This is a genomic window from Saprospira grandis DSM 2844 (assembly GCF_000275825.1).
Classification (GTDB): domain Bacteria; phylum Bacteroidota; class Bacteroidia; order Chitinophagales; family Saprospiraceae; genus Saprospira; species Saprospira grandis_A.
The window spans coordinates 1,315,765-1,336,375 of the sequence record NZ_JH719942.1; the positions used below are offsets into that span (position 1 = coordinate 1,315,765).

Annotated in this window: 15 protein-coding genes; 11 read left to right on the forward strand and 4 right to left on the reverse strand. The window is 47.9% G+C overall.

Features of this window, described 5'->3' with window-relative positions; all coding sequences use genetic code 11:
- Positions 1-535 precede the first annotated feature (535 nt).
- The 5 genes from SAPGRDRAFT_RS06020 to SAPGRDRAFT_RS06050 all read left to right on the forward strand — a co-directional run bounded on the left by SAPGRDRAFT_RS06020 (position 536) and on the right by SAPGRDRAFT_RS06050 (position 10,125).
- Positions 536-5,218, forward strand: coding sequence for a gliding motility-associated C-terminal domain-containing protein (locus SAPGRDRAFT_RS06020; RefSeq protein ID WP_002658004.1), 4,683 nt, complete (start codon positions 536-538; stop codon positions 5,216-5,218).
- Positions 5,219-5,268: 50 nt separating this feature from the next.
- Positions 5,269-6,255: a PorP/SprF family type IX secretion system membrane protein gene (locus SAPGRDRAFT_RS06025; protein WP_002658006.1), complete on the forward strand. Its 987-nt coding sequence runs from the start codon at positions 5,269-5,271 to the stop codon at positions 6,253-6,255.
- A gap of 531 nt (positions 6,256-6,786) precedes the next feature.
- The gene (locus SAPGRDRAFT_RS06040) at positions 6,787-7,791 is read left to right on the forward strand and encodes a Gfo/Idh/MocA family protein (protein WP_002658008.1); all 1,005 of its coding nucleotides are present in this window, start codon (positions 6,787-6,789) and stop codon (positions 7,789-7,791) included.
- A gap of 4 nt (positions 7,792-7,795) precedes the next feature.
- The gene (locus SAPGRDRAFT_RS06045; protein WP_002658010.1) at positions 7,796-8,677 is read left to right on the forward strand and encodes a hypothetical protein; all 882 of its coding nucleotides are present in this window, start codon (positions 7,796-7,798) and stop codon (positions 8,675-8,677) included.
- A 29-nt stretch (positions 8,678-8,706) separates the two neighbouring features.
- Positions 8,707-10,125: a sugar transferase gene (locus tag SAPGRDRAFT_RS06050; RefSeq protein ID WP_002658012.1), complete on the forward strand. Its 1,419-nt coding sequence runs from the start codon at positions 8,707-8,709 to the stop codon at positions 10,123-10,125.
- A gap of 61 nt (positions 10,126-10,186) precedes the next feature.
- On the opposite strand, the gene SAPGRDRAFT_RS06055 is transcribed toward SAPGRDRAFT_RS06050, so the two are convergent.
- Complete coding sequence (locus SAPGRDRAFT_RS06055) at positions 10,187-11,554, reverse strand: pyridoxal-phosphate dependent enzyme (RefSeq protein WP_002658015.1); 1,368 nt, start codon at positions 11,552-11,554, stop codon at positions 10,187-10,189.
- Between the two features lie 335 nt (positions 11,555-11,889).
- On the opposite strand from SAPGRDRAFT_RS06055, the gene SAPGRDRAFT_RS06065 reads away from it, so the two are divergent.
- The 5 genes from SAPGRDRAFT_RS06065 to SAPGRDRAFT_RS06090 all read left to right on the forward strand — a co-directional run bounded on the left by SAPGRDRAFT_RS06065 (position 11,890) and on the right by SAPGRDRAFT_RS06090 (position 15,990).
- Positions 11,890-12,210: a hypothetical protein gene (locus SAPGRDRAFT_RS06065; RefSeq protein ID WP_002658016.1), complete on the forward strand. Its 321-nt coding sequence runs from the start codon at positions 11,890-11,892 to the stop codon at positions 12,208-12,210.
- Between the two features lie 102 nt (positions 12,211-12,312).
- Positions 12,313-13,125: an outer membrane protein assembly factor BamD gene (locus SAPGRDRAFT_RS06070; protein ID WP_002658018.1), complete on the forward strand. Its 813-nt coding sequence runs from the start codon at positions 12,313-12,315 to the stop codon at positions 13,123-13,125.
- Positions 13,118-13,459, forward strand: a complete 342-nt coding sequence (locus SAPGRDRAFT_RS06075; RefSeq protein ID WP_002658019.1) for a DNA-directed RNA polymerase subunit omega — start codon at positions 13,118-13,120, stop codon at positions 13,457-13,459. The genes SAPGRDRAFT_RS06070 and SAPGRDRAFT_RS06075 overlap by 8 nt, the downstream gene beginning before the upstream one ends.
- A 377-nt stretch (positions 13,460-13,836) precedes the next feature.
- Complete coding sequence (gene coaBC, locus SAPGRDRAFT_RS06085; protein ID WP_002658021.1) at positions 13,837-15,078, forward strand: bifunctional phosphopantothenoylcysteine decarboxylase/phosphopantothenate--cysteine ligase CoaBC; 1,242 nt, start codon at positions 13,837-13,839, stop codon at positions 15,076-15,078.
- A gap of 6 nt (positions 15,079-15,084) precedes the next feature.
- Positions 15,085-15,990, forward strand: a complete 906-nt coding sequence (locus SAPGRDRAFT_RS06090) for a DUF4835 family protein (RefSeq protein ID WP_002658023.1) — start codon at positions 15,085-15,087, stop codon at positions 15,988-15,990.
- Between the two features lie 56 nt (positions 15,991-16,046).
- Here SAPGRDRAFT_RS06090 and SAPGRDRAFT_RS06095 read toward each other — a convergent pair whose 3' ends face one another.
- From SAPGRDRAFT_RS06095 to SAPGRDRAFT_RS06105, 3 genes are all read right to left on the reverse strand, one after another.
- The gene (locus SAPGRDRAFT_RS06095; protein WP_002658025.1) at positions 16,047-16,436 is read right to left on the reverse strand and encodes a hypothetical protein; all 390 of its coding nucleotides are present in this window, start codon (positions 16,434-16,436) and stop codon (positions 16,047-16,049) included.
- A 113-nt stretch (positions 16,437-16,549) separates the two neighbouring features.
- Positions 16,550-17,536 carry a pyruvate dehydrogenase complex E1 component subunit beta gene (locus tag SAPGRDRAFT_RS06100; RefSeq protein WP_002658027.1) on the reverse strand — a complete coding sequence of 329 codons (987 nt, stop codon included), beginning with the start codon at positions 17,534-17,536 and terminating at the stop codon, positions 16,550-16,552.
- Positions 17,537-17,854: 318 nt separating this feature from the next.
- Positions 17,855-18,220, reverse strand: a complete 366-nt coding sequence (locus tag SAPGRDRAFT_RS06105) for a DUF3127 domain-containing protein (RefSeq protein ID WP_002658029.1) — start codon at positions 18,218-18,220, stop codon at positions 17,855-17,857.
- Positions 18,221-18,329: 109 nt separating this feature from the next.
- Here SAPGRDRAFT_RS06105 and SAPGRDRAFT_RS06110 point away from each other — a divergent pair, with 109 nt between their 5' ends.
- Positions 18,330-20,270: a hypothetical protein gene (locus SAPGRDRAFT_RS06110; protein WP_002658031.1), complete on the forward strand. Its 1,941-nt coding sequence runs from the start codon at positions 18,330-18,332 to the stop codon at positions 20,268-20,270.
- Positions 20,271-20,611: the final 341 nt, after the last annotated feature.

Sequence of the window (20,611 nt, forward strand, 5' to 3'; positions counted from 1 at the left end):
GGCGCTACGCTTCAGGGCTCGCAGGTCTGCTCGGCCCTTCGCCAGCTTTGCTGGCTCGGTCTGGCCTTTGGCCACCCTTGCACATCGCTAGGCCGTTTGGCCTTCGGCCATAGGCTGCAGCTACAGATTTAGCGGTTTAGCAGGCGGCGAAGCCGCCGCAGGCCCAGCGATGTGTAGGGGTGGCCGAAGGCCAGACCAAAGGCGAAACGAAGTGAAGCCTGCAGGGCCGAGCGAACAGCGAGCCCCGAAACGTAGCGGCGGCCAGCTTGCTGGCCGCGGGCCCCAAAACAAAAAACTAAGGGCCTAACAATCAAAGTATTGAAAAGCAGGACATCTGCTAGGGCGCAAATAAGAGTATAAGTAGAAGGGAAAAGGGAAAGACGAACTATTTTCTGTTAGAAGTTTAATTTTTTCTTAACTTAGCCCAGTAAAATAGGGTCTAGACAGCAGCCCCAACCAACAAAAAGCAAGCAGAGCAACTCACTGCTTGCTTTTTATTGCCTTAAAGTCATTTATTAACAAATAATATCTTTTTATGAGATTATTTTACACTATGCCAAAGCGGAAAAGCTGGCTAGCTTTACTACTCTTTCTTTGCCTGCCCTTTTTGGCTTGGTCGCAAGGCCGCATTGAGGTCAGAGTAGTGAGTATGTCTGTAGCTAACAACGTAGACTGCGACGGCTTTTTGAATGGAGACAGTGATTTTGTCTTTGAATTTTTGGCCACAGATAATACCATTGGTTTGGTCAATAACAACCCTGCAGCTATTGGTGTGTTGGGTGATTTTAACTATGGGTTTCGGAATGGGGACAATGGGCCTTGGACCGTTAGTGCCCCTAGTGGAGATTTGCGTCCCAATGATGGGATATTCTTCAACCAAGAGTATATCTGCCCTGCAGATGTGCCCAGCTTAATCAATATTGATTGGCGGGCCTATGAAAATGATATCTTGGGCTTTAACTACAGCTTGACGGGAACCAGCTTTGATGAGGACCTACAGACAGGAAATCAGACGGCGGGGATTGCCGTGCCCGCAGTAGGAGCTGTAAATACCCAAAGCTTTACGGCCACCGCTACTGATGGTTGTGGCAACCAGAGCTATACTTTAGTTTTGGAGGTGGAGCATTTTGCTTTGCCCGTTACTTATTTGCCTGATCTGATTTGTTCGGCTCCTCTGCTCAACCTCAACCAAACCTATACTTATGGTTGGTGCCCAACGGTTACTCTAGAGCCCAATGAGCCCAATGCTAGTGATGTGAGCAACAACGGTTCGGTTTGGTTTGCCTTTACGGCTCCTGCTTCTGGAGAGGTACAGATTACCACCGACCTAAGCGGTACCGAAATTGGGACCTATATGCAGTTTTATCATGCTGCCGATGGGCATGGCTGTACGGTGGGAAATAACCTGAATACAGGCGCCCAAGTAAAAGATAAATTTGAGTACCTCTCGCATTTAGAATTTGCTGATGGAGTAGATGGTTTGGGCCTCGACCCTGAGGCAGAAATTGAATTTGATGCTTGTGATCCAGTAGGAGGAGTAAGCTACCAAAAGCTACATCCTGGCGAAGTATATTACGTTCAGCTCACTTCTGATGATGCTGGAGAAAGAGGCTGGGTACAGGTCCGAATCAATGATTTGGGCGGTTCTTCGCCCCCCAATGTAGAGGATATTCCCTGTACTGCTCCGCAGATTGCCTTAGGTACTAGCCCTATCTCTTCAGGGGCCAGCTCTACGCCTAGCATTACCCTAGACTTTGACTGTGCCTTTGATGGCGGAAATGATTATGGCGAAACGGGAGCGGCGCATACCAACTCCAATCCCGAGAACTACCACGCCTATGATTATGATCATCCCGCCAGCAATAACAACACCGTTAATGAATCAGTTTGGACGCATTTCACGGCCCCAAATAGCGGTCGCGCTTATGTAGAAACCGACTATACAGGATCCGTCTTTAGCGAGAACATTGCCTTTTTTGGACCAGATCCTCGCTTTTCGCCTGGTACCCCTGGCGATTTCTCTTGTGCCAACCTGACCAACCTAGCTGCTGCCGATGGTGGCCGAAATGGGGTGTTGGGCAATGCCCAAGAAAGTGCTATTGTCTATAGAGAATGTATGGAGCCCGGTTATGAGTACTATGCTATGGCTGACCCCGTTAGTGGACTCAACCCCTTCAATGACCAATTTATTGCGGTTTGGGCCTATGATCCCTCTGTAGATGAACCCTTGGAAAACCCTCCACCCAATGATATTCTTTGCCTTACATTACCTGACCCCTTCTATAAGATTCCCGTTCAGTTGATCGGGCAGCCTCCTCTCCCCTTTCAGGCGGTAGCAGGAAGTAACCAACGCGCCTGTATTGAGCGCTTGGCTGGAGAGCCCGTTTCTGACCCCAACCCTGCTAATCGCGCAGATCAGACGGTATGGCACTACTTTACTGTTCCGCCTTCTGGGGTGGTAGAGATTCGCTTGAGAGCCTACACTAACCTCAACCGCTTGAACTACGCCATCTATCCTTTGCTCAATGGCACGGATTGTTATGGTGGTTTGCAGCCCGCTACTTATACCACTACAGGGGCAGCCAATGGTGGCGCACTAACGCCAATTGCCTCTGGGCATACAGACTTTAACGGCTCTACGATTAGTCTTTGCTGCCTAGAACCAGGTACCACTTACGCCCTTCAGTTGGATGGTGGTTCGCCTGGCGACCAAGGCCAATACATCATCGAATATATTGAAGAGATTGAGGTTTATGCTGGCGACTCTCAGTATGAGACCGAGCAAGGCGACACCATTGCTTTTAATAGCATGGACACCGCTTATATTTGCTATGGCGATAGCATCTTCCCTTCTGTTATGCTAGATCCTTTGGGCCAAACTACTTCTGTAGTGCCTGGCTGTTTGCATGTGGGCTTTATGCTACACAATACCTTCCCTATTCCCGATACGATTGCCAATATTGGCTTTATGTATATTGACTCGACCCGAGATAGCTCGGCTTACTTTGTCAATAATACCAACAACTCAGGCAGTATGGGCAACCCGCTTTTCAACCAAGTATACTATGTATCGGCTGTAGCTGATGAGGATGTAAGTTGGGGAGATTTGACTTGTTCTAGTGCCAGTATGGAAAACGGAGCCCCTCTGGTCTTCCTACAGCCCTTGAACATTCTTACGGGCTACGATCCCAACAACTGTACAATTAGCCTAACGCTCTCTGGTGGTTTGCCCAGCTATGATGGTAGCAGCTATGACTATCTATTGGTCAATAGCTTTGGCGATACGATTCAGGGCCAGGCCTTGGCCAACCAAACCCTTAGCCTCCCTATTTTGGGCGCCGATATTTATGATATCTATATCAATGATGGCGTAAATTGCACAGCCCAGTCTAGCGTTAATGCCAGCCCTTGTAATGACCCTTGTTTGAGCGACCCCATCCGCTTCTTGCCTAGCCCAATTGATAGCACCATCTATCAATGTCAGGCCGGAGGGAATGTAGCCACGGCCACGGTACTCATCAATGGTGGATATCCTGCCCAGAATGGATCGAACTATACTATTGTAGTAAATGGATCTTCTGTAGCAGGCCAAAACGGTAGCTATACCATAGCGGGTTCTGGAAACACCACCGCCATTTCCTTTAGCTTTGATGTAGCCGATGGCGATAGTTGGAGCTTAATTGTAAGTGATAGCGGTGCTTGTAGCGATACTACTAGCCATCTATTTACCTATGATCAGACCAACTGCCCTGATTTCTGTGTGGCGAATCCAGTAGTCGCTAGCTCTGGCTACAACTGTTTCCCTACAGGCAGTGCCTTGGTGGAAGTCACTTTGGGTGGTGGAGCGCCTTCTATCTTTGGCTCTAACTATACCGTTAGCGTTTCTGGCTCAACAGTATTTGGACAAAGCTACAGCAATGCTCAAATTCCAGGAACTATTGGTAGTACTAGCTACCTCTCTTTCTTGGTTAATGATGGCGACAACTGGACCGTTACGGTCATAGATGATAATGGTTGTACAGATACCCTCAGCAATACCTATATCTTTAATAGTACCAACTGTCCGATTAGCTGCGATTCAGTGCCTTTGGCCATTACGCCTTCTAGCTACAACTGTAATCTAGATGGTACCGCAGAGGTCACTATTGATATTACAGGCGGTACGCCTTTCTTTGATGGCTCTGATTATAGCTTAACCATTACAGGACTAAGCACTGGAGACAATGTCTTGAATACAGCAGTAGCAGGCAACATTGGTGGTTTGGCCACTTATAGCTTTACCGTAGCCGATGGCGACATCTGGCAGGTCTTTGTGGAAGATATCGAAGCTTGTCAGGAGACGCTTATCGATACCTTTGCTTGGAATGCCACAAACTGCGGCAACATTTGTACAGCCGCAGGCTATACCCCCATCTTAATCAATGGCGGATCGGATTCGGTTAGCTATGATTGTGATGGCCAAGGCAATGCGGTCTTGTTCTTAGAACTTACGGGCGGTCTGCCTGCAGCAGGAGGCCCCAATAACCTCTATACAGCAAGCATTACCATCAATGGCCAAACAACTAGCCAGCAGGCGCTCTATAGCGGCGGCTTTGCTAGCCTAGGGCTCAACTTGACTTCTGGCGACGACTGGAAGGTGGTTATTACAGATGCTTTGGGCTGTTCTGCCGATAGTATTGAGGCGACTTTCCAAACCGTTACGGCTGTAGCCACTAGCGATGCTGGTTTTGAGATCTTGGTAGGAGAAGCCGTTACCCTAGATGGTACAAGCAGCCAAGGAAACATTACTTCTTACCTTTGGACGCCCATGACGGGCCTCAATGATCCAACTCAAGCCACTACCATCGGTTTCCCGATTGAGACCACCACTTATAGCTTGGAGGTACGAGATGACAATGATTGTGTAGACTACGATAGCGTGACCGTTAATGTGGGCGCTTGTGTGGCCCAGCATTCTGGCTTTACCCCCAATAATGATGGCGTCAATGACCTTTGGGAAATTCCTTGTTTAGGTTTGCTAGAAGGCGACCTAGAGGTCTATAACCGCTGGGGGCAATTAGTTTACCGCAAGGAGGCTTATGACAACAGCTGGGACGGTACCGACTTCCGTTCTGGGAGCAATTTAACTGATGCCACTTATTACTATGTGCTCAAGGTGAACTATCCCTCTCAGCCTAATCCTGTCCTCTTTAAAGGTACGGTAACCATTATCCGTTAATAGTTTAAGTGTGGCGCCCTTCGGGGCGCCCGCTACTAAATTCATAGCTTATGAAACGTTTTTTCTTTACGCTATCGCTACTGCTGCTTTTTGGCTGGCAGGCAGAGGCCCAACAAGAGCCTCTTTTTGCGCAATACAATAATAATAGCTACCTCATCAATCCTGCCGTGGCGGGCTCTAGAGGAATTCACTCTATACAGGTCTTTCATCGCTGGCAATGGGTGGCTTTTCCTGGGGCGCCCCAAACTTTTGGGGTCAATTATCAGGGGCTCATTGGCCAATCGCATGGCATAGGTGGTCTTATTTTCTCTGATGTGACGGGCCCCTCTCATCGTTTCGGCATGAAGGGTTCTTATGCTTTTCATTTGCCTGTAGGCGATGATATGCGCCTATCTATGGGCCTAGCAGGCCGCATTGTTCGACAAAGGGTAAATACCAGCGAGATTACTTTTGTCGATGATAATGACAATGCCATCAATAACGGTGGTGAGGCCGTTACCACTGGCGATGCCGAATTTGGCATTTACTTTTATGCCCGCAACTTTTTTGTTGGGGCCTCGGCGCCCAATTTGATCCAATCTAAATTGGATTTTGCAGGCAGCAATGCCACGGGCCGCGACCCCATTGGCTATAATTATCGCCATTATTTTGTAACCGCAGGCTATAAGTTTTTCTTTGAGGACCAAGAGATGAGCCTAGAGCCTTCTATTATGGTTCGCTATACCCAAGGGCCCCGCCCACAGATTGATGGCGGAATTAAGGCCACTTTCTTGGGCGACCAATTGGGCTTTGGCGTTTTTTATCGCTCGCCGGGCTTTTTGTCTTTCCAAGCTCGCTTTGTTTTTGACAAGCAGATGCCGCTTTTGCTCTCCTTTGATGTGGCCACCAATAATTTCCAGAATTATAGTGTTGGCGCTACGGAGGTCAATTTTGGCTACGACTTTGGCGGCCAACCATTTTATGGGCCCGCGGGCCAGGCTGGTCCAGATATCCCCTCTCTTCCCTCTTCTTCTGAAGATCGAAAAGGAACGCTTTAATTGTTTTAAAGGTCGCTGCTTTGCAGGGGCCTTTTTTTTTGGGGCCTCCGCAGCAAAGCTGCGGCGCTACGCTTTGGGGCTCGCTGTTCGCTCGGCCCTTCGGCGCTTGCAGCGCCTCGGTCTGGCCTGCGGCCACCCCGCCGCATCGCTAGGCCTGCGGCGGCTTTGCCGCCTGTCTGCTGCAAATGGACCAAAATGGCCCAGCCCCCCCCAAGGGATTCCTTAGGGAATCCCGCAGAGGGGTGGGTGGGCGGGGACCTATTAGCGAATGAGGAGCGAAGCGACGAATACCACTTATACGGTTCTACAGGCCCAACGGGCCGCAGGCTGAGGGGCTGTAGCAGGGCCGCCAAAGGCGGCAGACCGAGGCGCTTTGCGCCGAAGGGCCGAGCGAGCAGCGAGCTGCGCAATGGCCCGACCCGAGCGCAGCGAGGGGCAGCCCCAATAAATTCTAAAAAAGGAGCTCCTTCAGTTTAAGGAGAAGAGCGCTGCGTTTTAGTATCTTTGCGCCAAACTATAAATACTAAAAGGATGCAAAAGTTAAAAATTGGCCTCTTAGGTGCAGGCCATCTCGGAAAAATACACCTCAAATGTTTGCAACTACTGCCCAATGTCTATGAGCTTGTCGGTTTTTACGAACCCCAATCCGAACGAGCCGCCAGCATTGCCAAAGAACTAGGCCTAAAGGCCTATAGCGATTTAGATGAACTGATTGCAGCCGTAGATGTAGTGGATATTGTAACGCCCACCAGCAGCCACTTTGAGATGGCCCAAAAGGCCATTGCAGCAGGCAAACACATCTTTGTAGAAAAACCCATTACCCAAACACTAGAAGAGGGCAAAGCCCTTTTGGCCCTAGCTCAAGAAGCCGGCATCAAGGGACAAGTAGGTTTTGTAGAGCGGTTTAATCCCGCCTTTTTGGCCATGGCCGAGCAGGATATTTCGCCCATGTTTATTGAGGCCCACCGATTGGCCCCCTTCAACCCCAGAGGCAATGATGTTTCTGTTGTTTTGGACCTGATGATTCACGATCTGGACATTTTGCTCAAGTTGGTCAATTCTCCCGTGCGTTCGGTGCAAGCCAGCGGCGTGGCCATTGTCAGCCCAGCCGAAGACATTGCCAATGCTCGGATAGAATTTGAGAACCAAGCAGTAGCCAATATTACCGCCAGCCGCATCTCTATGAAAAGCATGCGTAAGTTTCGCCTTTTCCAGTCAGATGCCTACATCAGTATGGACTTTTTGGAGAAGAAGAGCGAGCTCATCCGCCTATACGATAGCCCTGAGGGGGTAGAAGAGGCCGACCGCCTCATGGCCCTAGAGACCCCTCAGGGAGAGCGCTATTTGTTGGTGGACCAGCCCGAGACGCAGGCCGTTAATGCCATCAAAACCGAATTGGAGCTCTTTGCCAAAAGCATTATTGAGGATACAGAGCCAACGGTTAGTTTAGAAGATGGCGTTAAAGCATTAGAGCTAGCCTACCAAATATTGGCGGCTATCTCGGCACATCGCCAAGCCATACAAGAACAATTTTAGAAAAATGATGAAACAACTGAGTCTATTCCTTTTTAGCCTTCTTCTTTTTAGTGCCTGCAGCAAAGACCGCCAGGTAGCCGTACCCGCCTATGTTTGTGTACCCAGTATACAACATAGCCCAGGCGACCCTTTTGTAGAGGGCAGCAGCCAGCACAACTTTGAGGATGCCTGGATTGCCGTTGATGGTCAAATTATAGGGGCCAATAACCTCCCCACTACCCTAGCGGCCATTTTGGGCGAAGGGCCCAACTATAATCTAAGCATTTATGCAGGCGTTCCTAGCGATGGGATTTCAACCCACCGCATCATCTACCCCTTCTTTGATCCCTATGAAATAAATATGGAGCTAGAAGCAGGCAGAATAGATACCGTCTACCCCAACTTCCAATACAATGATGAGGTTGAGTTTTTCATTGTAGAAGATTTTGAAAATGCAGGCGTAGCCTTTGGCGAAGACCGCGACGACTTTGCTGACAGCTATCTAGAAAAACAAACCGATGATGTTTTTGAGGGCGATTACTCGGGGCAAATGCTCTTAGATACGGCCCATTGGGAATGTTATGTAGGGACCTCCTTTCGCATTTCTGATTTGCAGCGGCCCAATACGGCTACCTCTGTGTTTCTAGAAATGCACTACAAAACCGAGGAAGTGATTTCGGTGGGCCTTATTGCTCATTATGATAATGGCTTGCCCGATGAGATCTTCATCAAAGGAGGGGTTAACCCTAGCGATGGCTGGAAGAAAATCTACTTTGACCTCACCGAAGATATTTTCACCTTAAATGCAGCCCGCTACACCCTTATTTTGCGTGCTGCAGTCAGTGATTTTGAGGAAAATGTCAGCCCCAAGGTCTACCTAGACAATATTAAGATTCTACATTTTTAAGGGAGGTTTTCCTTTTATAAGTTTGCCACATGAAAAAGCAAGCCCTAGGGCTCTGGCTCTATATTTTACTAGACTACTTAACAGCTACATTGGCTTGGTGTCTATTTTTTATCTTTAGAAAAATAGCCCTAGAGCAAATTGCTCCTTTTCATTGGGATTGGTTGTGGAAAGACCCCAACTTTATTTTTGGGTTCTTGGCTATTCCGCCCGCTTGGCTGCTTCTTTATGCCCTAACCGATAGCTATCGCAATATTTATCGGATGTCTAGAACCACGGAGTTTCTCCGTAGTCTGGCCAGTATTTTCTTAGGGAGCCTGATTCTCTTTTTTAGTATTCTGCTCAATGATCTACCCAATTATAGCGAAGGCTATCGGGCCTATTATGCCTCTTTTGGGGCCTTATTTGCGCTGCAGTTTGTCCTGACCTTTTTGGCCCGTCTGTTTTTATTGGGCCGAGCGCATGCTCGGGTGCAAAAAGGCGAAATTCGCTTCAAGACGCTGCTCATTGGAAGCCGAGAACGAGCCGCCCAGCTCTATGCAGAAATTGAGGAAGGGCAAACGGCAGGCTATTATGAGTTTGTAGGCGCCCTGGCCCTTAATGAACAGCCCTTAAACTATGGCTTGCCCTATTTGGGCCAAATAGAAGAGCTAGAAAAAGTATTGCAAGAACAGGAAATTCAGGAGGTAATTTTGGCCCTAGAGGCCGATGAGCAACAACAACTCAGCTTTTTGCTCAATGCCTTGGCGGGGCGGCCACTACTCATCAAGGTGAGTCCAGAAATGTATGAAATCCTCTTGGGTAAGGTCAAAATGAGCAATGTCTATGATGCGGCCCTCATTGAGATTTCGCCCAAGTTTATGCCGCTTTGGTTTGCCCTACTCAAAAGAGCAATCGATCTAGTCAGTTCTAGCCTTTTTCTGCTCATTTTTGCCCCGCTCTATGCCTATATTTCACTGCGGGTACGGCTTTCTTCTGCTGGTCCAATTTTCTATTTGCAAGAGCGAGTGGGCCGAGGCGGACAGCCCTTTTTTATCTATAAGTTTCGCTCTATGTATACCGATGCCGAACAAAATGGGCCACAGCTATCTAAGGATGCCGACGACCGCTGTACGCCCTGGGGCCGCATCATGCGCAAATACCGCCTAGATGAATTGCCGCAGTTTTGGAACGTCCTCAAGGGAGATATGTCTTTGGTGGGCCCTCGACCCGAACGGCAATTTTATATTGACCAAATTGCCAAAAAAGCCCCGCATGTCCGCCACCTCCAAAGAGTACGGCCAGGCATTACCTCCTGGGGCCAAGTAAAATATGGCTATGCCTCTAATGTAGAGGAAATGATTCAGCGCCTAAAATATGATATTCTCTATATCGAAAATATCTCTTTGGCCCTCGATATTAAGATTCTTTTTCATACCGTACTGGTTATCCTAAAAGGAGAAGGCAAGTAAGGACATAAAAAAAGAGGATGATCAAATGATCATCCTCTTTTCATTTTCAGACTAGCCAGAATTAGCCAATCGTCTGAATCATATCATATTTGGTAATGATATGCGGAATCCCCGCCTTATCAATAGCGATAACCGCAGGCGTTTTATGGTTAAAATAACCGCCTACCTTCTTTACCGATAGTTCCAAGTCTACAAGAGGGAAAGGCGCACACATGATTTCGCTCAAGGGGCGCTCACTGTTGCTCATCGGGTTTTCAAGCAAGCAGCTAAGGACCAAATTTTCTGTAATGGCCCCTACAATTTCACCCGCCTCATCAACCAAAGGCAGCTGAGAAAGGTCATGGGCCTTCATAAATTGCAAAGCTTCCTTAACGGTTTGGCTGCTCTTGAGGGTAAAGAAATCTGTATTGTCTTTTTTAGCAATCAGGTCTTTTACCTTGAGCTCATCTTCCAAAAAGCCACGCTCGCGCATCCACTCATCATTAAACATTTTGCCCACATAACGGCTGCCATGATCATGAAAAAGCACCACCACCAGGTCGTCTTCTTTGAGCTCACTAGCCAATTGCTTAACGCCCATAATAGCCGAACCCGCAGAATTCCCCACCATAATACCTTCTTGCCGAGCCAATTCTCTGGTCGCAATAGCAGCATCCTTATCCGTCACTTTCTCAAAGTGATCAATGATGTCAAAGTCTACATTTTTAGGCAAAATATCCTCCCCAATCCCTTCCGTTACATAAGGGTAAATCTCTTTCTCATCAAATTCGCCTGTTTCATGGTACTTCTTAAAGACAGAACCATAGGGGTCAATTCCCCAAATTTTGATATTGGGATTTTGCTCCTTGAGGTAGCGACCAACGCCAGAAATCGTTCCGCCGGTCCCTACACCTACTACAAAGTGCGTAATTTTTCCTTCTGTTTGTTCCCAAATTTCAGGTCCCGTACTCTCATAATGCGCTAGGCGATTAGAGAGGTTGTCATATTGGTTGCACCAAAAAGAGTTGGGAATTTCCTTGCTCAATCGCTCGGCTACAGAGTAGTAAGAACGAGGGTCTTCTGGACCCACATTAGTGGGGCAAACAATCACCTCGGCCCCCACGGCCCGCAAAATATCTACCTTCTCCTTAGATTGCTTATCTGTTGTGGTAAAAATACATTTATACCCTTTTACAACTGCCGCAATGGCAATGCCCATACCCGTGTTTCCAGAGGTACATTCAATAATGGTCCCTCCAGGCTTGATCAAACCCGCCTTTTCCGCATCTTCCACCATTTTTAGGGCCATACGATCCTTTACCGAGTTACCGGGGTTGGTGGTTTCTACCTTCGCCAAAACTGTGGCGGGAACCTCTTTGACAATTTTGTTGAGCTTGACCAATGGCGTGTTGCCAATGGTTTCTAGAATGTTGTTATAGTAGCCTGCCATTTTCTTTTTTTTGATTAAAATGAACGCTTTAAGGGCGCAAAATTAGGCTTTTATATGCAGAATGCAGACTTTTAAGGCCTTAGAATTCTTTTCTCTTCCCTTTGGGGCCTCCGCAGCAAAGCTGCGGCGCTACGTTGCGGGGCTCGCTATTCGCTCGGCCCTTCGGCAGCAAGCTGCCTCGGTCTGCGGCTGCGCCGCCCCCCTCCACATCGCTAGGCCAAGAAAAAGGCCCCTTGGGCCTTGCGCTCGAAAAAGAAGAAAGTCTAGCTCCAAAGGCAAAAGCTTTGGGCCTAGCCTGATAAAAAACTATCTTTGCGCAAAAATTAGGATTTGCCATGTCAAAACGACTAGAACAACTTCAACAGCTGCTGGGCCAAAAACCCCAAGATGCTTTCCTCCGATTTGCCCTTGCCAAAGAATATGAAAAACAAGAAGAAACAGAATTGGCCCTGCAACAATATGCGGCCCTATATAAAGATAGCCCCCAATATATAGGCCTCTATTACCATTATGCCGCTCTGCTCATAGAACATGAAAAAGAGGAAATGGCCATGCGCATCTATGAAGAAGGGATCGCCCTAGCCCAAAAAACTGGAGACGCCCACAGCCTCTCCGAACTCAAAAATGCCAAGACCAACCTAGAAATGGGCCTCTAAACCCTGCCTTTTGACCTTTAGACTCGTTCTTTAGGCTGTAGTTGCCCAAAATAAATAATCCTAGGGCCTTGATAATCTTAGAAAAAGCTTATATTTGCAGTTATGTTAAAACTAAAAGTAGGCCTTTATAGCCTCCTCTTCATCCTCCTCAGTTTTGCCTGCCAAAGGGAAAACATTGATAAGATTCGGATGAACCCCGACCTCGACTATCGCTATGAGAAAGCCCTAGCCTTTTACGAAGCCGGAGATTACCAAAAAGCGCAATACCTCTTAGAGGACCTCATGGGGCTGGTGCGCGGAAGTGAGAAGTCGGAAAAAGTGTATTACTACTATGCTAGTACACACCACCGAATGAGAAATTACAGCTTCTCTTCTTATTATTTCCGCCAATTTTACAACACCTACCCCAATTCTGAATTTGCAGAAGAAGCCCTCTTTTTGGCCGCAGAATCTAGCCGAAAGTTATCACCTAATTTTCGACTCACTCAGGAGGATACCGAAGAAGCCATAGAAGGCTATCAGTTCTTTGTCAATATGTACCCCCTTAGCGATAGAGTTAGTTTGTGTAACGAACAAATTGATTTGCTTCGGGCCAAATTAGAGACCAAAGCCCTAGAAGCCGCCAAAGGCTACTATAAACGCAGCCACTACCAAGCGGCAGTGCATAGTTTTAACAACCTCCTACTGGATTTTCCAGATACCCAAGAGGCGCCTTATATCCGCTACATGATTATTAAGTCTTCTTTTGGCTATGCCGAAAAAAGTATCTTATCTAAACAAGTGGAACGCTTTGAAGAGGTCATCGGAAAAGCAAAAACCTTTGAGCGCAAACATAGCGATAGCCGCTATGGCTCGGAGGTAGAAAACATGATTAACATTAGTAAGCAGCGAATAAAAAGATTGCAAAATGAGTGAAATTAAAGAGCGCGCACAAGGAATCAATCCTTACATCGAAGCCCGTAACGTTTTTGCGATGTCCGCAAAAAGTGGCGGCAATATTTATGAGTCTCTAAATGTAATTGGTAGCCGTTCGCGCCAAATTTCTGTAGAACTCAAAAGAGAGCTCCACTCTAAACTAGAGGAGTTTGCTTCTGCTACAGATACCTTGGAAGAGGTGCACGAAAACAAAGAGCAGATTGAAATCTCTAAGTTTTATGAGCGCCTGCCCAATCCCGCCATCATTGCTCTTAATGAGTTTATGAATGATGAATTGGAGTATCGCCTACGTGAAGATGAAGAAGAAGCATAATTATATGCCTAATTTCTGGCCTCTAAGATAGGGGCAACAACAGTTGGAAAAGTCTATTATTTTGATTAGCCTATGGCTTAGACTTTTTCAGCTGTTTTTTTATGCCCCTAGGGCAAGCCTTTTTGGACCTAGCAGGCGGCGAAGCCGCCGCAGGCTGAGGGATGGAAAAGGGGGCGGCGAAGCCGCAGACCGAGCTTTTGAGCCTAGCGAAAAAGCGAAGGGCCGAGCAGACCTGCGAGCCCTGACACAGCCCGACCCGAAGGCCCAAAGGGCCGTAGGGGCAGCCCCAAAAAAAGCTCCCCTTAGCCCCGCTATTTATTCCTTAATTTTCGACTGAGCGCATACAGACAGAAACTTGCGCTCCAAAATGCTTTTTTATGTTAAAAGGGAAAAAAATACTTTTGGCCGTAACGGGTAGCATTGCCGCCTACAAAACGGCAAGCCTAACAAGATTACTCATTAAGGCCGGCGCCGAGGTACAGATTGTCATGACCAATGCCGCCACCAAATTTATTACTCCTCTTACACTTTCGACCCTATCAAAACGTTCTGTCTATAGTTCGGTGACCTCTGAAGAAGGTTGGAACAACCATGTAGAACTAGGGCTTTGGGCCGATGCCATGTTGGTGGCCCCGGCTACGGCCAACACCCTAGCCGCTATGGCTAATGGCTTTTGTAATAATATGGTGCTAGCCACCTACCTCTCTAGCCGTTGCCCCGTTTTCTTTGCTCCTGCCATGGACCTCGATATGTTTACCCATCCGGCTACCTTGGCCAATATTGATAAGCTCAAGAGCTATGGCAACATTTTGATTGATGCCGAAGAAGGCGAGCTAGCTAGTGGTTTGGTAGGTAAAGGCCGCATGGCCGAGCCCGAGCATATTCTAGCGGCCTTGGAGCTGCATTTTATGCAACAAGGACCACAACCGCTCAAGGGATTAAAAGCTATTTTGACCTCTGGCCCCACCGTTGAAGCCATTGACCCCGTTCGGTATATTACGAACCACTCTACCGGGAAAATGGGCACCGCCATTGCCGACACCTTGGCCAAATTGGGCGCAGAAGTGACCCTGATTTCTGGTCCAGTTAAGGTAAAACCCAAGCATCCCGCCGTTAAAATCATTGATGTAAAATCGGCCCAAGAGATGTATGAGGCAGCCATCTCGGCTTTTCCGCAGGCCCAGATTGCCGTTTTGGCGGCAGCTGTAGCCGACTACAGCCCAGAAAACGTAGCCTGTGAAAAGATCAAGAAAAAAGATGGGGACCCCATGCGCATTGACCTTTGTCGCACCAAAGATATTGCCCAAGAACTAGGAAAAATCAAGACCGAGCAGCAATGTATGGTTGGTTTTGCCCTAGAAACCCAGAACTTTAGAAAAAACGCTAGCAAAAAACTAGAGAAAAAGAACTTTGACTTTATCGTCCTCAATAGCCTCCGTGACAAAGGTGCTGGTTTTGGCCATGATACCAATAAGGTTACCTTTATTGACCGACAGCTAGAGATTGAAGAGCATGAACTAAAATCTAAGCTGGAAGTCGCAGAAGATATTGCGGCAAAAATCTGCAAGATGCTCCAAAAAAAAGCTAAAAATGCCCTGGAGCTAACTGCTCAACTTTAGTCTAATATGATGCGAAAATTATTGCTTTCTTTGGCCTTGGTTTTTGGGCTGACACAAGCCTGGAGCCAAGAAATCCGAAGCTCGGTGACCATTAACACCCCCAAGCTACAAACCGCCGACCCCAAGGTCTTTAAGAGTTTGAAAACCGCCTTGGAGGAATTTGTCAATAACCGAAAGTGGACCGATCAAGAATACGAGCCGGAAGAACGAATCGAGATGAATATCATCTTAACCGTAGATGAGGAAATCTCGCAAACTAGTTTTAAGGCCCAATTGACGGTGCAGGCCAGCCGCCCAATTTATAAGAGTGGCTATAATTCGGTGCTTTTTCAATACCTCGATAAGGACTTCTACTTTAATTATGGAGAGTTTGAGGTGCTTGATTTTACGGAGGGGAGCTTTACCTCCAACCTGACCTCTACCATTGCCTTTTATGCCTATATTGTTTTGGGTATGGACCATGACTCTTTTGAGGAATTGGGCGGAGAGCAGTACCTCAATAAGGCCCAAGACATTCTGAATGCCGTGCCTAGAGGTACCGCCAAGGGCTGGACCGTAAACGACGGCAACCAGAGCCGCTACTGGCTGATTGAAAACTTGCTCAATGTGCGGGTAAAACCGATGCGCCGAGCAATGTACAAATATTACCTTTTGGGCCTAGATCGCCTAAGCCAAGAAGATAGCCGAGCGGATGGCATTAAGGCCATGGAAGAAGCTCTACTCAGTATCAAGGCCGTTAATGCGGCTTATCCGAGTATGCTGCTGATGCAAATTTTCACGAATAGCAAAAGAGAGGAGATTCTCAATGTCTTTGAGGTGGCCGATTTTAGGACCAAGCGAAAAATCTACGACTGTATGGTCAAATTAGATGGTACGCATGCCTCCGATTATCAAGTGCTGACCCAACCCTAGGGCTAAAATGCAAAAAGGGCTGCCGAAGATTCGGCAGCCCTTTTTTTTGGCCCAAATTAGTTCAGCTTCTTAAACTGATACTCTTTACCATTATTGTAGATAAAAATACTACGTTCGTTTTCAAAACGGAGCTTTAACTTATCATCAAAGGGGAGGCTATCGGCCTTGAGTTGGAGATAGCTACCATCTTGGGCAACCTCCCATTGGCCCTTATTCTCCAATTGGTCAATTTTGCTCTCATAGCTGCCATTTGCATTAAACTTGAGGTAGCCCGCATTGAGGGCTTCAAAATCGTAGTTGCCCCCATAGCCCGCTTTGAGAATAGCACTCACATTGCTCAATTCCCATTTTCCTTCTAGTTTTTCTGCATAATTGATGCTATCGCCACTACAGGCCACAAAAAGTGCAAGGGCCAAGAGCAATAGACTTGATTTGAGGTAGTTCATAGCTAGTGTATTTTCTAGAAAGTTAGGGAAGCTTTTGATGAAAGCGAAAACTTCAGCAAAAAAAAGGCTCCATCAAGGAGCCTTTCTATCTTTTGTCCACTTATGTACGCCTTTTAGAGCTTGTACATAACAGCTTTGACCGCTTTTACCACTTTAGTAGGATTGGGCATATACTCATCTACATATACAGAAGAATAGCCCAAAGAAGTATCGGCAGAATTGACGCGCATAACGGGCGCATCTAGATAGTCAAAAGCATGACGCTGGATGACATAAGCAATTTCTGAAGATACAGAAGCATAGGGCCAAGACTCATCAACCACCACAAGGCGGTTGGTCTTTTTGACCGAAGCGACAATGCTGTCAATATCCAAAGGACGAATGGTTCTCAGGTCAATTACCTCCGCAGAGATGCCCTCTTTGGCCAATTCATCGGCAGCGGCTTGAGCCACCAACATCATTTTATTATAAGAAACGATTGTTACATCTGTTCCTTCTCTTTTGACAGCCGCCTTACCGATGGGGAGAATATACTCCTCCTCGGGGACTTCGCCCATATTAGAATAAGCCACCTCCGACTCCATAAAACAAATGGGGTCCTCATCGCGGATAGCCGCTTTTAGAAGGCCCTTAGCATCATAGGGATCTATAGTAGAAATCACCTTGAGGCCAGGGACCTGCCCCATCCAGCTCTCAAAGGTTTGAGAGTGCTGCTGCGCCAATTGTCCGGCCGCACCAGAAGGGCCACGAAAAACAATAGGACATTTAATTTGTCCGCCAGACATATGCAAAATCTTGGCGGCATGGTTTACGATTTGGTCAAAAGCCAAAACCGCAAAGTTCCAAGTCATAAATTCTACAATTGGACGCAAGCCCGCCATAGCCGCACCAGTACCAATAGCCGCAAAGCCGAGCTCGGCAATGGGGGTATCAATAACTCGCTTTGCCCCAAATTCATCGAGCATGCCTTGGCTGACCTTATAGGCTCCATTATATTGAGCGACTTCCTCGCCCATCAAGAATACATTTTCATCTCGGCGCATTTCTTCTACCATTGCTTCTCGCAAGGCTTCGCGCAAACGAATCTGTCTTGTTGCCATAGTTGCTGTTTCTGTTTATAGCCTAACTCTGTTGGGCTGCGTTAAAAACTGGGCTCAAAATACAAAGCTCTATTTGATTGTACAATTTTTTTATCGCTACTATTCATCTTTTTGTAGTTTTTGGCCCTTCTGCGTCTAGCAGGCGGCAAAGCCGCCGCAGGCTGAGGGATGGATAGCAGTGGCCCGCAGGGCCAGACCAAAGCGCTGAAAGCGCTGCAGGGCCGAGCGAACAGCGAGCTGCGACACAGCCCGACCCGCCCAAAGGGCGGGGCAGCCCCAAAAAAAAGACCCAGCCAATCCGCTAGGTCTCTTCTTATATTAAAAGGGCAAATCATCTTCATAATCATTGCCTACGGCGTCCTCTTCGGGGGGAGGGGGAAGGTCGCCAACGGGGGCTTCATTGGCGGCGGGAGCGCCTACACGCTCTAGGCGCCAGGCATTGAGGTTGGTAAAATAGCGGCCATTCCACTCGCGGCCACGGATATTAAAGTGTACCCGCACCTTATCGCCTACTTTGTAGTCATCAATCAGGCTACATTTATCTTGAGTGAGTTCGGCCTGAATGAGCTGCGAGTAGTTCTCGTCGGTTTCTACAACAAAGGCACGCTTTTTAAAGCGGTCTGTGACTTGTTGAGTATCTTCAATTTTGATAATCTTCCCTTCATAGATCAGATTGGCATCCATAGTATTTCAATTCAATTGTTACGCTAAAAAGTAAGTGCTCAATAACGGCATTTTCCGTAATTTGGGCAAGCCGCTGCCCCAAAGATACGTCCATAAAAACAATTAATCTATGCGTTATTTATTTTTGTCCCTTTTTTTTCTCTTTTTTTTGCCCTTGATGGCCCAAAAAATAGATCAGTTTCCTACAGAAGACCCCAAACTGCTCCTATTAAGGGCTGAGGCCAGTCCTTTGCAATCTGTTCGGATGGGGCAAAGCTCCGTTTATTGTAGTGAAATTGATTGGGAGGCCCTAATTCATGCTGGCGCTTCTATGCTTGAGTTAGAGCGGATGGAGCTGAGCGATAAAAGGTTGTTGAGCTCGGCGGCTTTATCGATTCGCTTGCTTTCTGATTTTGAGTCTTCGGTCTGTTATCATCGGCCAAAAACCTATGCAAAGTACCTCAAACAATGGTTGAGCAAAGAAGAACAGGACGATTTGGATGCGGAGCTGTTGCGGATGTTGCAATGGGATAAAAAAACGCTACTATGGCATTGGGAGGCCTATCTACAGCGCTTTCCGAGCATCAAAAACTTTAATGTGTATGGCGATAGCCTGCTGCGTTGGGCCAAGGAGGTCCCCGAACTAGATGCCCTAGATTATGAGGCGAGCATTCGAGCCCATTGGGGCCTTGCCCTCTACGATGCCGATTATCTGGAGGAGGCCGTGCATCATTTTGAGCGCTGTTTTGAGATCAGGATGCAGCGCAAGGATCCGCTTTATTATGTAGAGTGGCGACTGGCCGATATTTACGATAGCCTAGAGGAGGATGTCCAGCTGGCGCAGTTTTATAAGCGCATTTTGGAAGTTGGCCGAAGCGATTTGGACCGCCTGCGGCCCGTGCAGCTTTGGCGCGCTATGGAAACCCTGATCCAATTGAAGGACCCCGAACCCGCCCTGGCTTTTTATGAGGAAATTTATCTGCCCAATGCCGATTTACCCCAGCTTTGGGAGGATGCTAACCGCTCGCCCTACCGCTGGGCCATGATGGAGTCGCATTCTTGGGCCCAGGCCAAGCCCTATGCGGTTCGTTGGTACAAAAATCTCAAAAAGTATTGCCCCAAACCCCGCTGGAGAGAGGCCAGTAGCTATTTGCTCCGTACTTGCCGCCTCTATCAAGAAGAGGCCGATGCCCGCGACTTTATGCAAACTTGCTTTGAGGAACTGGTTTTTACGCATCTGCAGAGCTGGGGCCAAGATGAGTTTTACTTTAAGTGGGAGCACTATCTGCCCTATGCCTATCAGCTCAAATATGCCCCCAGCCAGGCGGATTCTCTGCTCGTTTTGGACCACTGGACCGAGCAGGCCCTACGCACAAAAGATACGGCCACCATCCAAAGTATGGGCCTCAGCCTCTCGGGCAAATATCGCAATATGGGCCAATGGGAAAAAGCCGATCAGTATTTTGAGGATTATTATTGCCGCTACCTCCCCCCCTATCTCCAAAATCCAGCCGATGAACTGCTCTACGACAGCTACATTCCCTGGTACCACCAAGCCCCCTACTATTATGCCCTTGCTCAAGATCAAGACTATGATCGCTGGGCCAGTCGATGGGTCCAATTGGCCGACCAATACGGCTTTCAAAAGCTCCGCAATTGGTGCCGCCTCAGCCGTGCTGGCCTAGCCTGCCAAGCCGGAAATTTTGCCCAAGGTCTCGCCTATTACGAGCAAAATGTAAACGAATTAGCCGCCTTAGGCGATACCGCTGCGGTGATCCATCAATGCTATTATTGGCTGGGCCAAAGCCGCGCTAGCCAAGATGTTTTGGCCATCTGGAAGGCCGCCAGCCAAAGCTATGCCCTAGAATGGCAATACTACAAAGAAGACCATAGCGAACATCTAGAAGCCGCCATCTCTACAATTGTTCAACTCCCCTATCAACGAAAAATCAAACGCAAATTGCTCCGAAATATGAATAAATGGCGCAAAGAACAAAAGAAAGCTGGAGAATTTGGCGCTGCCGCTCATGCCAAACGATTAAGGCAGTTTATTAAGAAAAATTGGCGATAATACTGCTGTTTTGGGGCCTCCCGCCTTCGGCGGGCGCTACGCTTCAGGGCTCGCAGGTCTGCTCGGCCCTGCGTCGCCTTCGGCTCCTTGGTCTGCGGCTTCGCCGCCCCCTTTCGCATCGCTAGGCCTTTGGCCTTCGGCCATGGGCTGCGCCGCACTGCTGCACATCGGTTAGTCGAAGACGCTAGAAGTAGAAAAGCGAACAAGGACTTTAGTCCGTCAGTTCGGTCAGTCAATAACCCTGGGCTTCAGCCCAGGGCTATACCCCATCAAAACCTTTACGCCCTATTCTGCAGATGCAAAACGGCCCATTCCAGTTGGAGAAAGCTATTCTGCAGAAA